Genomic DNA, 13,559 nt, shown 5'->3' with positions numbered 1-13,559 from the left:
ATTTTAAGGAGGATATACAAATGGGAGCAATGGCATTAATCGCAGCAGCAATTGTTGCAGGACTGGGCGCGTTTGGCGCAGGTATTGGTAACGGTATGGTAATCAGCAAAACGGTGGAAGGTATTGCCCGTCAACCGGAAGCAAAATCCACTCTTCAAACAACAATGTTTATCGGTGTAGGTCTGATCGAAGTATTGCCGATCATCGGTGTGGTACTCGCGTTCATGTTCTACGGTATGGCTTAATTAAATTGATACAGGTTTGGCGGGGAAGGCCATAGCCATCCGCGCCTTCTTTTTAGGTAATGTCCGCACACGCGGATGATGGTTTCAAGGATACCTCCAGGAAGGAGTGAACAGATTGAGTTTCATATGGGAAAATACGATTCTTGCGATGGTTGCATTTTTAATTTTATATTGGCTGCTTAGCCGTTACGCCTTCGGTCCTTTGTTCTCCATTATGGAAAAACGTCGTGAACTCGTGATGATGCAGATGAATGAGGCTGCACAGACTCGGGATCAGGCCATTGCCTATGTGGAGGAACAAAAACAAGCACTGGAGCAAGCGCGCAAAGATGCTTACGACATCATTGAACAGTCCAAACAAACAGGTGGAAAACAGGCTGAATCCATCCTGGCAGATGCGAAAGCAGAAGCTAATCGTCTCAAAGACGATGCTGTACGTGAGATCCAGAGTGAAAAGAACAAAGCAGTTGCAGCGCTTCGCAGCGAACTGGGTACTGCTTCCGTACAAATCGCTTCCAAATTGATTAAAAAAGAAGTTGAGAACGGTCCTGCACAAGAGGAACTTGTGAACCAATACCTCAATGAGGTAGGAGGCCGACAATGAGCCGCGATACGATAGTTGCCAAGCGTTATGCGAAAGCATTGTTCGAAGTTGCTCTTCAGCAACAGCAGGTACTTGAGGTTGAACAGGAACTGCGTGCGGTTGTTAGTGCATTGACCGGGGATGCTGATATCGAAAAGTTTATCGTATCTCCGAACATCTCTGATGAAGCGAAGCAGAACGTCCTACACTCAAGCCTCGATGGCAAGGTGTCCGAGCCTGTCCTTCGCACCGTCCTGCTCTTGATTGAGCGCGGACGCGTTGAATTGCTGGAAGAATTGCTGAATGATTATCGGAAGATCCAAGGCGAGTCGCTCGGCATAGCTGATGCGCGCGTTTACTCAACTTATGCATTGAATGATGTAGAAAAAGAAGCGGTAGCCCGTGAATTCGGTGGCCGTGTCAATAAAAAGATTCGTATCGAGAACATTGTTGATCCGACTCTGCTGGGCGGATTGAAAGTCGCCATTGGCGATACGATCTATGACGGCAGCTTGGCTGGCAAGCTCGAACGTCTTGAGCAGTCTTTTAACAGACGAGTACAGTAGATTGGGGTGAGGACACTTGAGTATCAAGCCAGAAGAAATCAGTACATTAATAAAGAGCCAAATCGAACAATACAAGACTGATATCGATGTAGTCGAAGTCGGGACGGTTATTGAGGTCGGTGATGGTATCGCTCGTGTATACGGACTTGAGAATGTCATGTCCAATGAGTTGGTTGAATTCCCAAGCGGTGTTATGGGACTCGCCATGAACGTGGAAGAAAGCAACGTCGGTGTCGTTATCCTGGGACCTTATTACGATATTCGTGAAGGCGACCAAGTTAAACGTACAGGTCAAATTATGCAAGTGCCTGTTGGCGAAGCATTGATTGGACGCGTTGTGAACCCACTCGGTATTCCGGTGGATGGCAAAGGGCCAATCGCTACAACGGAATTCCGTCCGGTTGAAGGTAAAGCACCAGGCGTAATGGATCGTAAATCGGTTCATGAGCCAATGCAAACAGGGATCAAAGCGATTGATGCAATGGTTCCAATCGGCCGTGGACAACGTGAGTTGATCATCGGTGACCGTCAAACAGGTAAAACATCCATAGCGATTGATGCGATCCTGAACCAAAAAGGCAGCGGCATGAAATGTATCTATGTTGCTATCGGTCAAAAACAATCTACGGTTGCGCAAGTTGTGGAAACCCTTCGTCGTAAAGGCGCAATGGAGTACACGATTGTTGTAACTGCAGCAGCATCCGATCCATCACCGCTCTTGTACATCGCACCGTATTCCGGTTGTTCGATGGGTGAGTACTTCATGTACAAAGGTGAGCACGTTCTCGTTGTCTATGATGACTTGACGAAACAAGCTTCCGCTTACCGTGAGCTTTCCTTGTTGCTTCGTCGTCCTCCGGGCCGTGAGGCTTATCCGGGTGACGTCTTCTACTTGCACTCCCGTTTGCTGGAGCGTGCTGCGAAGCTGAATGATGAACTGGGTGGTGGTTCTTTAACCGCACTTCCGTTTATTGAAACACAAGCTTCCGACGTATCTGCTTACATTCCGACGAACGTAATCTCCATCACGGACGGACAAATCTTCCTGGAAGCTGACCTATTCAATGCTGGACAACGTCCAGCGATTAACGTAGGTATTTCCGTATCCCGTGTTGGTGGTTCTGCTCAGATCAAAGCGATGAAAAAGGTTGCAGGTTCCCTGCGTCTCGACCTCGCTCAATATCGTGAGCTTCAAGCGTTCTCCCAGTTTGGTTCCGATCTGGATAAAGCGACTCAGGCCCGCCTGAATCGTGGTGCTCGTATGATGGAAATCCTGAAACAAGGTGTAAACCAGCCTCTGCCTGTAGAACAACAGGTAGTCAGCTTGTACACAGCGGTTAAAGGTTTCCTGGATGAAATCCCTACAGGTGATGTGACTCGTTTTGAAGGTGAGTTCCTTGCGTTCATGGAGAGCACTCATCCAGAGATTCTTCAATCCATCCGTGATACAAAAGAATTGACGGCAGACAATGAGAATGCTCTGAAGGGCGCCATCGAGAAGTTCAGAAAGAGCTTTGCTGTCTCTAAATAAATAATTGCAGATGCGGAGTTGTTTACCGATTCCGCTTGTCTGCATGCCAAACGTTGACATCGTCAAAGTAAGGTTATGCTTTATGAAGTAAGCTTTGGCTCCGCCAAAGTAAAGATTATGCTTACGAAGTAGTTTTGACTATGTCAAAACTGGTTGTGCTTACGAAGTAACTTTGACTCTGTCAAAGTAGGATTATGCTTACGAAGTAGTTTTGACTATGTCAAAACTTGAAGGTGGTGAAATCATGGCAAAAGGCATGCGCGAAATAAAGCGGCAAATTAAAAGCGTACAAAGCACGAAGCAGATCACCAAAGCAATGGAGATGGTTGCTGCTGCAAAACTGCGTAAAGCGCAGGAAAAAGCGGAAGCGGCCCGTCCTTATTCGGAGAAACTGAAAGAAGTTGTGGCTAGTATCGCATCAAGCACGCAAGGAATCCAACATCCGATGCTGGAGAGCCGTCCGGTCAAAAAGACAGCTTATCTGATCATTACATCGGACCGTGGTCTTGCGGGTGGTTACAATGCGAACGTTTTGCGTCAAGTGAATCAGACGCTTAAAGAGCGCCATAGCTCTCAGGATGACTACCAATTGTTCGTCATTGGACGAAAAGGACGCGATTATTTCAGACGACGTGAAATTGCGATGGCTTCCACAACAACGGATCTATCCGATTCTCCTTCATTTGCAGATATCAAATCGATCGCACACGAGGCTGTTCATGGATTTGAACTGGCTGAATTTGATGAATTGTACATTTGTTATAACCGCTTTGTAAATGCGTTGACCCAGATTCCTACGGTAGAACGTCTTCTCCCGATGGAAACACCTGAGGTAACTGCTGCGGAAGGACCAACGGCAAGCTACGAATACGAGCCGTCTGCTGAAGCTGTACTGGAGGTTCTGCTCCCGCGTTACGCGGAGACGTTGATCTATGGTGCACTTCTGAACGGTAAGGCTAGTGAGCTGGGTGCGAAAATGACGGCGATGGGTAATGCAACCAAAAATGCATCCAAACTCATTAACGACTTGTCATTGACTTACAACCGGGCCCGTCAAGCGGCGATAACGCAGGAGATTACGGAAATTGTGGCAGGTGCCAACGCAGCACAAGGCTAATCGTTTTTTATTAATAAAGGCTTGCAGTGCAAAGATAAGCGAACGGTACTTTATTTTTGTAAAAGTAGCAGGCTTGTAGGAGGGGAACGTTAAGATGAACAAAGGACGCGTTGTGAGCATCATGGGTCCGGTTGTTGACGTCGAGTTTGATCGCGGCGGCCTGCCGGAAATCCTCAATGCCATTACGATCACTACAGTAAGCGAAAGCGGCGTAAGTGTGAATCTTACACTCGAAGCTTCGAAACATCTGGGTGACAACCGTGTACGTTGTATCGCGATGTCCTCCACGGACGGACTCGTTCGTGGTATGGAAGTAGTAGATACAGGAGCTCCAATCTCTGTACCCGTTGGTGAAGCTACACTGGGTCGTGTATTTAACGTACTCGGCGAAGCGATTGATACTGGCGGTAACGTAGCGACTGAACGGAAAAACCCGATTCACCGCTCGGCTCCTGCATTTGATGAACTGACTACCCAGGCAGAAATGCTGGAGACAGGGATCAAAGTTATCGACTTGCTGGCTCCTTATGCCAAAGGTGGTAAAATCGGTCTCTTCGGTGGTGCCGGTGTAGGTAAAACCGTAACGATTCAGGAACTGATCAACAACATTGCGCAAGAGCACGGCGGTATCTCCGTATTTGCAGGTGTTGGTGAGCGTACACGTGAAGGTAACGACTTGTATCATGAGATGAGTGATTCCGGCGTTATCAACAAAACAGCAATGGTCTTCGGACAAATGAACGAGCCTCCAGGCGCACGTCTTCGTGTAGCCCTCACAGGTCTGACGATGGCGGAATACTTCCGTGATGAAGAAGGCCGTGACGTGTTGCTCTTTATCGATAACATCTTCCGTTTCACCCAAGCGGGTTCAGAAGTATCTGCCTTGCTCGGACGTATGCCTTCCGCGGTAGGTTACCAACCTACACTGGCAACAGAAATGGGTCAACTGCAAGAACGTATCACTTCGACCAAAAAAGGCTCCGTAACATCCATCCAGGCGATCTATGTGCCTGCGGATGACTATACAGATCCGGCTCCTGCAACGACGTTTGCCCACTTGGATGCAACGACGAACCTGGAGCGTAAAATTTCCGAGATGGGTATCTACCCTGCGGTAGATCCGCTGGCATCCAGCTCCCGGATCTTGTCCCCTGAAGTTGTAGGTGAAGAACACTACAACGTAGCTCAAGGCGTTAAACGTATTTTGGCGCGTTACAATGAATTGCAGGATATCATTGCGATCCTGGGTATGGACGAGCTTAGTGAGGAAGACAGAGCGCTCGTATACCGTGCTCGTAAGATCCAGCGTTTCTTGTCCCAGCCATTCCACGTTGCTGAAGCATTTAACGGTATTCCGGGTAAATACGTTCCGGTTAAAGAAACAGTGCGCAGCTTTAAAGAAATTCTCGAAGGTAAGTATGATGACCTTCCAGAAGCAGCCTTCCTCTTCGTAGGTACAATTGAAGAGGCAGTGGAGAAAGCTAAAACACTGGTATAATCCTGAATCAGGATTGTCCTTATGAAGCGAGCTATCCTTCGGATAGTTTCCAGGAGGGATGGAATTGAGCACCTTTTTGTTGGAAATCGTAACACCCGAGCGTCTGGTATTTTCAGAACAAGTGGATAGTATCACGGCTCGTGGTATTGAAGGAGAACTGGGCATTCTGCCAGGTCATATCCCTATGGTTACACCTCTACAGATCGCACCAATCTATATCAAAAACGGAAAAGAGAATAAACGGGTTGCCATTGGTGGCGGGTTTATCGAAGTCCGTAAAGATAAGGTTGTTGTGCTTGCAGAGAGTGCCGAATTCCCGGAAAGCATTGATGTGGATCGTGCGCGTGCAGCGAAAGAGCGGGCAGAACGCCGGCTCGGCAGCCAAAGCAATCAGGACCACTTTGATCACCGCCGGGCAGAGATTGCTCTGCAAAAAGCGGTTAACCGGATCAATGTGTACGGCAAATAAACAATCTTGGAAGCCCGGCGGCTTAGTCTGTCGGGTTTTTTTGAGTTCAATGAAGTCATTTATTTTCCAAGTACATGATATAGATTTGTCATCAACTTCAATTAATACATTGAACTTAATATGATGTATTGATGTTAATTATATTCACCGTTTAGGCGGAGTTGAATAGGATGTAGGACTATAGTAGTGGCGATAATTACCACTGGAAGAACTATTTTTAACGACGAAAATCTAAATTATTTCCGAGGAAATGACAAGATCGATATCGAAATTACGATCTTTTATGTCGTTTTAGTAACAAAATCCCGGCAATTTGAATTTAAAATATTTACGAAGTGGAAATCAATGTAATTGACAATGTATGATGAAAGAGCCTATATTCCTTAGAGTCAGCAGATGCAGGAAGCTTCGTTGATGAATTCCATACTCATTAACACCCAGTTCGTTGCTGCTCGAAGATTGGGCATCAGGAGGTTCCGTCTTAGTGGGAGCAACTCCGACAGTAGGTGTAGTGTGTTGTGCTTCAGACATTCCGGTGTTCTAACAAGTTATGGGTGCCAGGCATAATTATGCTGATCGCTGCAACAAATGTGGAGGTAATGAATATATGGGTACTGATTTAACAAATCAGTTGAACCAGACAATGAGTACGAATGGTATCGTTTCAATTATCGTTTCGCTTTTATGTATAGCGTTGTCATGGTGGGCCCTGCAAAATCTCAAGCTGGATTTAATGATCAGGCAGCCACGAGGTGCTCAGGGAAGACTGTTACATTTATTGCTGGCCATCATTCTTGGGCATGCTGTTGCGGGCTTTGTGATTGACTATTTGTCATGGACACAAATGTTGCGCAATTTGTTTTAATATTGAGATGGTTGGTTAATCATCTGTTAGGTTCTTCATGCTGTTCATGCAGTTCATTGTCGAATAACATCGATTGATTGTGTTAACAATTAGAGTATGAGTTGTCGGTGAAGGAATTAAGAAAAAAGTGTGACATGAAGTTGGATGAATTTGAGATGTTTTATGTAAAAATAGCTTGTATCGTACAATTCATCAATGGTATGATGGAAGTTAGGGAATTCACAATTTTTCACTTGATTTGTGGCTGTAAACGGGATATCCGGTTGAATCCGGCTACTAATCATCCCAGTCTGTCTGTTTTGATGCTTAGATGACCTGTAAACATCTTACATTTACAAGTCATGAGTCATTCTGTACAGTACGTGTATCATTGATATGGATTATAAACCAATTCTTTTCTGAATAGACATCAAGGGCGGTATTTGCCAGGTTATGTCGAAATTCCACACACAGTAACAGTCCTTTCTATCACAGGGGGGCTCACGTATTCCGGAATGAAGAAAAGGGAATAAAAGCGCGGAGGGAACCATGATGAGCAAATTTATCGTCCGCGGTGGCAAAAGATTGACCGGAAGTGTCAAAGTTAGCGGCGCTAAGAATTCTGTTCTTCCGATCATCGCTGCCTCTCTCTTAGGGGAAGAAGGACAAAGCGTTATTATTGACGCACCTCCTCTAGACGATGTGATGACGATTAACAAGGTGTTGGAATCGCTGGGAGCGGGAGTTACATACCGGGACGAAGTGATTACCGTAAATGCGGAGAAGCTTACTTCTTGTGAAGCCCCGTATGAATGGGTAAGTAAAATGCGGGCGTCTTTTCTGGTCATGGGGCCATTGTTGACGCGTATGGGTCATACGAGAATTTCACTTCCTGGTGGATGTGCCATCGGTACACGACCTATTGATCAGCATTTGAAAGGTTTTGAAGCCATGGGTGCCGAGATCAGCTTGGGCCAAGGCTATGTCGAAGCTCGCATCCAAGGAAGGTTGCGTGGCGCGAAAATTTATCTGGATGTGGCTTCCGTAGGTGCCACTCAAAATATTATGATGGCTGCTACACTGGCCGAAGGTGTAACTGTTCTGGAGAACGCAGCTAAAGAGCCAGAAATCGTGGATCTTGCCAATTTCCTGAATGGAATGGGCGCCAAAGTTCGTGGTGCTGGAACAGGCGTCATTCGCATCGAAGGTGTGGAGAAGCTGACAGGAGTTAAACACACGGTTATTCCGGATCGGGTTGAAGCAGGTACCTATATGGCTGCTGCTGCAATTTCCGGTGGTGATGTTTATATCGAAGGTGCAATTTCAGGCCATTTGGGCTCTGTTATTGCAAAGCTGGAAGAGATGGGTGTAACCATCCATCCTGACGAGAATGGCGTGCGAGTGATCGCAGACCGTCCTCTCAAGGCTGTAGATGTAAAAACATTACCATACCCAGGATTCCCTACCGATATGCAATCCCAGATGATGGCGCTTTTGCTTGCCTCTGAGGGAACCAGTGTTGTGACAGAGACTGTTTTTGAAAATCGCTTCATGCATGTGGATGAATTCCAATTGATGAATGCGGAGATCAAAGTTGAAGGACGTTCGTCCATCATCACGGGGAATGCCAAACTGAAGGGTGCCAAAGTAACAGCTACTGATTTGCGTGCGGGTGCCGCACTCATTATTGCAGGACTGGTTGCTGAAGGTACAACGGAAGTAGGCGGTGTTCATCACATCGACCGTGGCTACGTACATCTCGCTGAGAAGCTTAACGGACTTGGAGCCGATATTTATCGTATTTCGGTAGAAGAGCCTAAGCTGGAAGCAGTCAAAGCACCTAGGGAAAAAGTCGAGGAAGAAGTACCGATGTTCAAGGTACAACCAACCTGGGCTTAATACCGGATATATCGGTGAATGCTGTGATCTGTAGCACGAAACACAAGGCTGTGTGGAGTGTGGATCAGAGAGCGCATACTGTAATGTAACGAATATTTAAAGCTAAGCCATCTGGCTTGGCTTTTTTTTTGTTTTTTTCAATAAATCACTCTGAAGCTGTATTGCCTTTGAAGGTTATATACGACCATTGTAGCCCTTCTCCCTGGTCTGATTACTAGATAAATCAGCACCTGATTCTATTAATAGCTGGTCCTAATGTGTATAGCATAACATCGTACACTGTATACATTCTGACGAAATGAAAGAGCATAGAATTGGAGGAGTAGAGTAAACCATATCCACTCAGATATAGCGTTAGATCAACATTTGTTCAACTCCACGGAGCAAAGGTGAAACGGAAAAGAACGCATGTGGGTGCCTTCGTTTCTCTCAAATGAGGTTCTATCAGATCCATACAGCTCATACTTTAAACTATGGATTTGAACAAAAGGACCGGCAATGGATCGGCCCATGGACAACGGAGGTTATATCAAATATGAAAGAAGCTCGTGTGCAGGTTAAGGTGCCCCTTGTCCCGCGCCCACTCAAGAAGGAGCCGGAGGAGATTGCCGGTTCCGGTGTGGACAAAGACAAGCATGCCCCAATGAACATCAGAACGGTTCCATCCCAGCCTACAATGTCCCGCCCCAAAGGACCTGTTCCAACAGATGAGCCGCATCTTGAAGCTACCGCGCGTATGCATGTACCTGTCATTGAATTGGACCAGTTTCGCCGTGTCAAACGTCGCCGTATGCGTACGTTTGGCCGAGGCCGAAGATGGGGACGGAACGCCACTCGATGGCAGCCCGCAGCTGCTGTATCGGCAATGTTGGCGCTGGCGTTGTTCATTCCGGCTATTCTGGTATGGCCGCGGACGAGTGATCCGGTGAAACCCATACCTGTTCCCTCGGGTACAGGCAGTGTAACGGCCCTAGCGCCTTCTCCGGCTGTGCCAGTTACTTACCCTGAACCGAATGTACGAGTATACTTGTCTGCAACGGGTACTACAATGAATCTGCCGCTTGAAGAGTATGTTGTGGGAGTGGTTGCTGCCGAGATGCCGGCTGAATTCAGATTGGAAGCATTGAAGGCACAGGCGATAGCAGCCCGTACATTTATCGTGAGGAGATTAGCTGCCAATGATACAAGCGGTGTACCTTCAGGTGCAGCGGATGTGACGGATACGGTTAGCCATCAAGTGTTTATACCACCAGATCAGGTGAAAGACGATTGGACACGTCTGGGAAAGGCGAAAGAATGGGAGAAGCTGCAGCAGGCTGTTCGGGAAAGCCGGGATGCTATAATGACATATCAGGGCAAAGCAATCACGGCTTCTTTTTTCTCCACCAGTAATGGCTACACGGAAAATGCCGAAGATGTATGGGGGAACCCTGTACCTTATTTGAAAAGTGTAGACAGCCCGTGGGATAAAAGCCTGGCCCCAGGTTTCAAGCAAACAATCACAATGAAACGCAGTGAGATCTTTCAGAAGCTGAATGTGGACTCCGTTCCTGTTACCACCCAGAATGGAGGCTCGTGGATGGAAGTACTGTCCACAACGAAGGGGCATCGGATTAAGGAAGTGCAGATTGCAGGTGAAATGTTCAGTGGCCCCGAGGTACGTAAGCTGCTTGGACTAAGATCCAGCCAGTTTAGTTGGAAGACCGTAAGAGATCAGGTTGAGATTACAACGTATGGATACGGGCATGGTGTGGGTATGAGCCAGTGGGGAGCCAATGGCATGGCGCAGGAGGGTCACACCGCAACTCAGATTCTCAAACACTACTATACCGGCATCTCGTTCGGACAGGCATCCAAGATGCTGGCCTCGAAATAGGAGACATGATTACATCTTACTTTAACGAGCCTGGAGCCCCTTGAATCGGTTTTGTTCAATTACCGCCTGTATGATATTGCTTTCAGCCAATTAACTCACTTCATAGAAGGATTGGCCATTACAGCTAATCCAGGCTTCTCTACCAACCACCCATTCCGAAGCTTTCAAGACTTGGCTATATATGCGGAGAGTGCGATCGTACGAGGAGCGCAGGGGACAGAAAAGACCTGTAGAAACGAAGTGTCCGCCTTTATCACCGGATTTCTCCCTTGGGAGAATATAATCAGGAAATCCGGGGATAACAGCCGGTCGAAAGGTTTTCTGACCCCGGAGCGGAGCACATACTAACTGCACATCTCTCAACTTATATAGCACTCTCTGAAACCTCCGTGAAAATAATTAGAGTCGCGCGTGTATAAAAGAGTTGCACCCGGTAACACTTGTTACTGAGGTGATCAAGATGAATGAACAAAATAAAAAAACAGTCCAAGAAGAAACTCCTAAAACAACTCAAGGAGTAACGGCCAGCCAGCCCTCTTCATGGAGAAGAGCAATGTCCAAACGTTGGGTCTTCCCGGCAGCCTACATCGCAGCAGCAGGCATTATACTAACCTTAGTGTGGGTCTATCAGGGCACAGGCGACAAAACGCTTAACTCGGACCCTGCTAGTGGGGTAGTAGAAACGGGTGCAGCGGGTACAGAAGAAACAGCAGTAGGCGGAGAGCAGGAAAGTGTGGAAGTTGTTGCGAAGTCGGAGAATTTTGTATGGCCGGTAGCGGTACCGTCCGAAATTTCAGTAGTGAAGCCATTCTATGACAACGAGGCTTCGACCGAGGAACATGAAGCAGCGATGGTACAGTACAATGACACATTCATTCCGAACACGGGTGTGGACCTGGCACGCGGCGATAATAAATCGTTCGAAGTCAAAGCAGCACTCGGGGGTAAAGTTACACGGGTGGAGCAGAACCCGCTGACAGGTCAAGTTGTGGAAATCACACACAGTGATAACCTCAAGACGGTATATCAAAGCTTGGCTGACGTCAAAGTGAAACAGGATGATGAAGTGAAACAAGGAGATGCGATTGCATCGGCCGGCGTCAACGAATTGGAAAAAACGCTGGGCAACCACCTTCACTTTGAAGTGTACGAAGACGGACAACCGGTTAACCCGCAAGGATATCTTCCGGAAAAATAATTGATTTTTAACGCAGCAACAATGATGGGCAGAGGGAATTCTCCTCTGCTCTTTTTGTGCTTTTCAGAAAATAATGGGACCTTAGAAGCTTGTCACACCTCTAAACCGCGAATATATAAGCATGCTCCTCATATAATGTACCAAACTATCCACACAGTAGGGAGGCGGGAGCGTGCACGATTACATCAAGGAACGGACCATCAAAATTGGTCGCTGCATTGTTGAGACGAGGAATACGGTCCGTACCATTGCCAAGGAATTCGGCGTGTCAAAGAGCACTGTGCATAAGGATCTGACGGAGCGTCTGCCGGAAATTAACCCTGATCTTGCTGACCAGGTGAAACACATTCTGGAGTACCACAAGTCGATCCGCCATTTGCGGGGCGGTGAAGCGACCAAAATCAAATATAAAAAAACAAGTGGCAAAAAACGCGAGGTGTTGGCTTCCGCGAAATTGTAAGCCCTTTGGAAAGACGTAGGCCAAAAAGCTCACACATGCATTGAATCCCTCCCCTGAAGTATGATATGTTAAAAGCTGGTACAGGATCGAATTATGACATCTTATCAGCCCGATTTTTACATATATATGTTGCACTTTGTCGAACAAGCGGTGACGTGATAAGGGACTCTTTTTCACAGGATACGCTGACCAAATAATATCACTTTGGGGGCTCTTTTATGTTTAGCAAGGATATCGGTATTGATCTTGGCACGGCGAACGTGCTTATTCACGTGAAAGGAAGTGGGGTTGTCCTCGATGAACCTTCCGTCGTGACCATTGAAAGAGATACGAAGCGGATCCTTGCTGTTGGGGAAGAAGCGCGTCGTATGGTGGGGCGTACTCCAGGTAACATTGTTGCCATTAGACCGCTGCGTGACGGCGTTATCGCGGACTTCGAGATTACGGAAGCGATGCTCAGACATTTCATTAATCGTGTGGGGGCAAGAAGCTGGTACAGCCACCCGCGTATTCTGATCTGTGCACCAACCAACATTACTTCCGTGGAGCAGAAGGCCATCCGTGAGGCTGCGGAGCGCAGCGGTGCCAAAGAAGTGTTTCTGGAAGAAGAGCCGAAAGCGGCAGCGATCGGTGCGGGAATGGATATTTTTCAGCCGAGCGGCAATATGGTCGTGGATATCGGCGGCGGAACGACTAACGTTGCAGTCCTGTCTATGGGCGACGTAGTCACCGCCTCTTCTATTAAAGTTGCAGGGGACAAGTTCGACGAAGCAATTATAAAGTATATCAGAGCTAAATATAAGCTCATGATCGGTGAACGTACAGCCGAGGATCTCAAGATTGCCATTGGTTCCGTACATCCGGGTGGACATCAAACGGAGATGGACATTCGAGGTCGGGATATGGTATCCGGTCTGCCTGTTACCGTAACGGTGTCGGGAAATGAAGTGCAAGAAGCATTATGGGATTCCGTGCAATCCATTATCGTTGCAGCCAAGTCGGTATTGGAGCGGACACCACCAGAATTGTCGGCAGACATTATTGACCGAGGTGTCGTGTTGACAGGTGGAGGCGCGTTGCTGAACGGACTGGACGAACTGTTGTCCAATGAACTACATGTACCGGTATGGGTTGCAGAGGATCCGATGCATTGTGTCGTAAAGGGGACAGGCATTATGTTGAATAATTTGGATCAAGTGGTTAAGAAAAAGTTCTAATCTGCCGATATAAAAAGCAAAGGTTCGCCCACGCTCGGGAAGCAGAACGGACAAGC

At 47.3% G+C, this 13,559-nt stretch carries 13 protein-coding genes; all 13 read left to right on the top strand.

All coding sequences use genetic code 11. The features are described 5' to 3' along the window. Positions 1 to 20: 20 nt before the first annotated feature. The 13 genes from atpE (at position 21) to ACR32F_RS29485 (ending at position 13,503) form a co-directional block, all read left to right on the top strand. On the top strand, positions 21 to 245 hold the full coding sequence (atpE, locus tag ACR32F_RS29545) for a F0F1 ATP synthase subunit C (protein WP_017691934.1): 225 nt from the start codon (positions 21 to 23) through the stop codon (positions 243 to 245). Between the two features lie 115 nt (positions 246 to 360). Then, positions 361 to 849: a F0F1 ATP synthase subunit B gene (atpF, locus tag ACR32F_RS29540; RefSeq protein ID WP_440113581.1), complete on the top strand. Its 489-nt coding sequence runs from the start codon at positions 361 to 363 to the stop codon at positions 847 to 849. Next, on the top strand, positions 846 to 1,394 hold the full coding sequence (locus ACR32F_RS29535) for a F0F1 ATP synthase subunit delta (RefSeq protein WP_440113578.1): 549 nt from the start codon (positions 846 to 848) through the stop codon (positions 1,392 to 1,394). Before atpF ends, ACR32F_RS29535 begins: the two co-directional genes overlap by 4 nt. Positions 1,395 to 1,410: 16 nt before the next feature. Continuing rightward, the gene (gene atpA / locus ACR32F_RS29530; RefSeq protein WP_440113575.1) at positions 1,411 to 2,925 is read left to right on the top strand and encodes a F0F1 ATP synthase subunit alpha; all 1,515 of its coding nucleotides are present in this window, start codon (positions 1,411 to 1,413) and stop codon (positions 2,923 to 2,925) included. A 244-nt stretch (positions 2,926 to 3,169) separates the two neighbouring features. Next, positions 3,170 to 4,042 carry an ATP synthase F1 subunit gamma gene (gene atpG / locus ACR32F_RS29525; protein ID WP_440113572.1) on the top strand — a complete coding sequence of 291 codons (873 nt, stop codon included), beginning with the start codon at positions 3,170 to 3,172 and terminating at the stop codon, positions 4,040 to 4,042. Positions 4,043 to 4,136: 94 nt separating this feature from the next. Beyond that, complete coding sequence (atpD, locus tag ACR32F_RS29520) at positions 4,137 to 5,540, top strand: F0F1 ATP synthase subunit beta (RefSeq protein WP_440113570.1); 1,404 nt, start codon at positions 4,137 to 4,139, stop codon at positions 5,538 to 5,540. Positions 5,541 to 5,604: 64 nt separating this feature from the next. After that, the gene (locus tag ACR32F_RS29515; protein ID WP_440113567.1) at positions 5,605 to 6,009 is read left to right on the top strand and encodes a F0F1 ATP synthase subunit epsilon; all 405 of its coding nucleotides are present in this window, start codon (positions 5,605 to 5,607) and stop codon (positions 6,007 to 6,009) included. 607 nt (positions 6,010 to 6,616) lie between these two features. Beyond that, positions 6,617 to 6,874, top strand: a complete 258-nt coding sequence (locus ACR32F_RS29510; RefSeq protein WP_440113564.1) for a DUF1146 family protein — start codon at positions 6,617 to 6,619, stop codon at positions 6,872 to 6,874. 531 nt (positions 6,875 to 7,405) lie between these two features. Further along, positions 7,406 to 8,752: a UDP-N-acetylglucosamine 1-carboxyvinyltransferase gene (gene murA / locus ACR32F_RS29505; RefSeq protein WP_440120052.1), complete on the top strand. Its 1,347-nt coding sequence runs from the start codon at positions 7,406 to 7,408 to the stop codon at positions 8,750 to 8,752. Positions 8,753 to 9,287: 535 nt separating this feature from the next. Further along, on the top strand, positions 9,288 to 10,628 hold the full coding sequence (spoIID, locus tag ACR32F_RS29500) for a stage II sporulation protein D (RefSeq protein WP_440113561.1): 1,341 nt from the start codon (positions 9,288 to 9,290) through the stop codon (positions 10,626 to 10,628). A 460-nt stretch (positions 10,629 to 11,088) separates the two neighbouring features. Beyond that, positions 11,089 to 11,826, top strand: coding sequence for a peptidoglycan DD-metalloendopeptidase family protein (locus tag ACR32F_RS29495; protein ID WP_440113558.1), 738 nt, complete (start codon positions 11,089 to 11,091; stop codon positions 11,824 to 11,826). Between the two features lie 172 nt (positions 11,827 to 11,998). Next, entirely contained in the window at positions 11,999 to 12,286 is a 288-nt protein-coding gene (gene spoIIID, locus ACR32F_RS29490) for a sporulation transcriptional regulator SpoIIID (RefSeq protein WP_017691945.1), read from the top strand. 218 nt (positions 12,287 to 12,504) lie between these two features. Then, positions 12,505 to 13,503 carry a rod shape-determining protein gene (locus ACR32F_RS29485; protein WP_440113555.1) on the top strand — a complete coding sequence of 333 codons (999 nt, stop codon included), beginning with the start codon at positions 12,505 to 12,507 and terminating at the stop codon, positions 13,501 to 13,503. Positions 13,504 to 13,559 lie beyond the last annotated feature (56 nt).

Origin of the sequence: Paenibacillus hebaui, assembly GCF_051934385.1 — a bacterium.
In the GTDB taxonomy this organism is placed as follows: Bacteria; Bacillota; Bacilli; order Paenibacillales; family Paenibacillaceae; genus Paenibacillus.
Note: the sequence above shows the minus strand (reverse complement) of the source record. Positions and strands in the feature narration are given on the sequence as shown.

Bases quoted from the DNA above. Each gene is read 5' to 3' on its own strand.
- atpE (WP_017691934.1), top strand. From the start codon at position 21: ATGGGAGCAATGGCATTAATCGCAGCAGCAATTGTTGCAGGACTGGGC.
- ACR32F_RS29535 (WP_440113578.1), top strand. From the start codon at position 846: ATGAGCCGCGATACGATAGTTGCCAAGCGTTATGCGAAAGCATTGTTC.
- atpG (WP_440113572.1), top strand. From the start codon at position 3,170: ATGGCAAAAGGCATGCGCGAAATAAAGCGGCAAATTAAAAGCGTACAA.
- atpD (WP_440113570.1), top strand. From the start codon at position 4,137: ATGAACAAAGGACGCGTTGTGAGCATCATGGGTCCGGTTGTTGACGTC.
- ACR32F_RS29510 (WP_440113564.1), top strand. From the start codon at position 6,617: ATGGGTACTGATTTAACAAATCAGTTGAACCAGACAATGAGTACGAAT.
- murA (WP_440120052.1), top strand. From the start codon at position 7,406: ATGAGCAAATTTATCGTCCGCGGTGGCAAAAGATTGACCGGAAGTGTC.
- spoIID (WP_440113561.1), top strand. From the start codon at position 9,288: ATGAAAGAAGCTCGTGTGCAGGTTAAGGTGCCCCTTGTCCCGCGCCCA.
- ACR32F_RS29495 (WP_440113558.1), top strand. From the start codon at position 11,089: ATGAATGAACAAAATAAAAAAACAGTCCAAGAAGAAACTCCTAAAACA.
- ACR32F_RS29485 (WP_440113555.1), top strand. From the start codon at position 12,505: ATGTTTAGCAAGGATATCGGTATTGATCTTGGCACGGCGAACGTGCTT.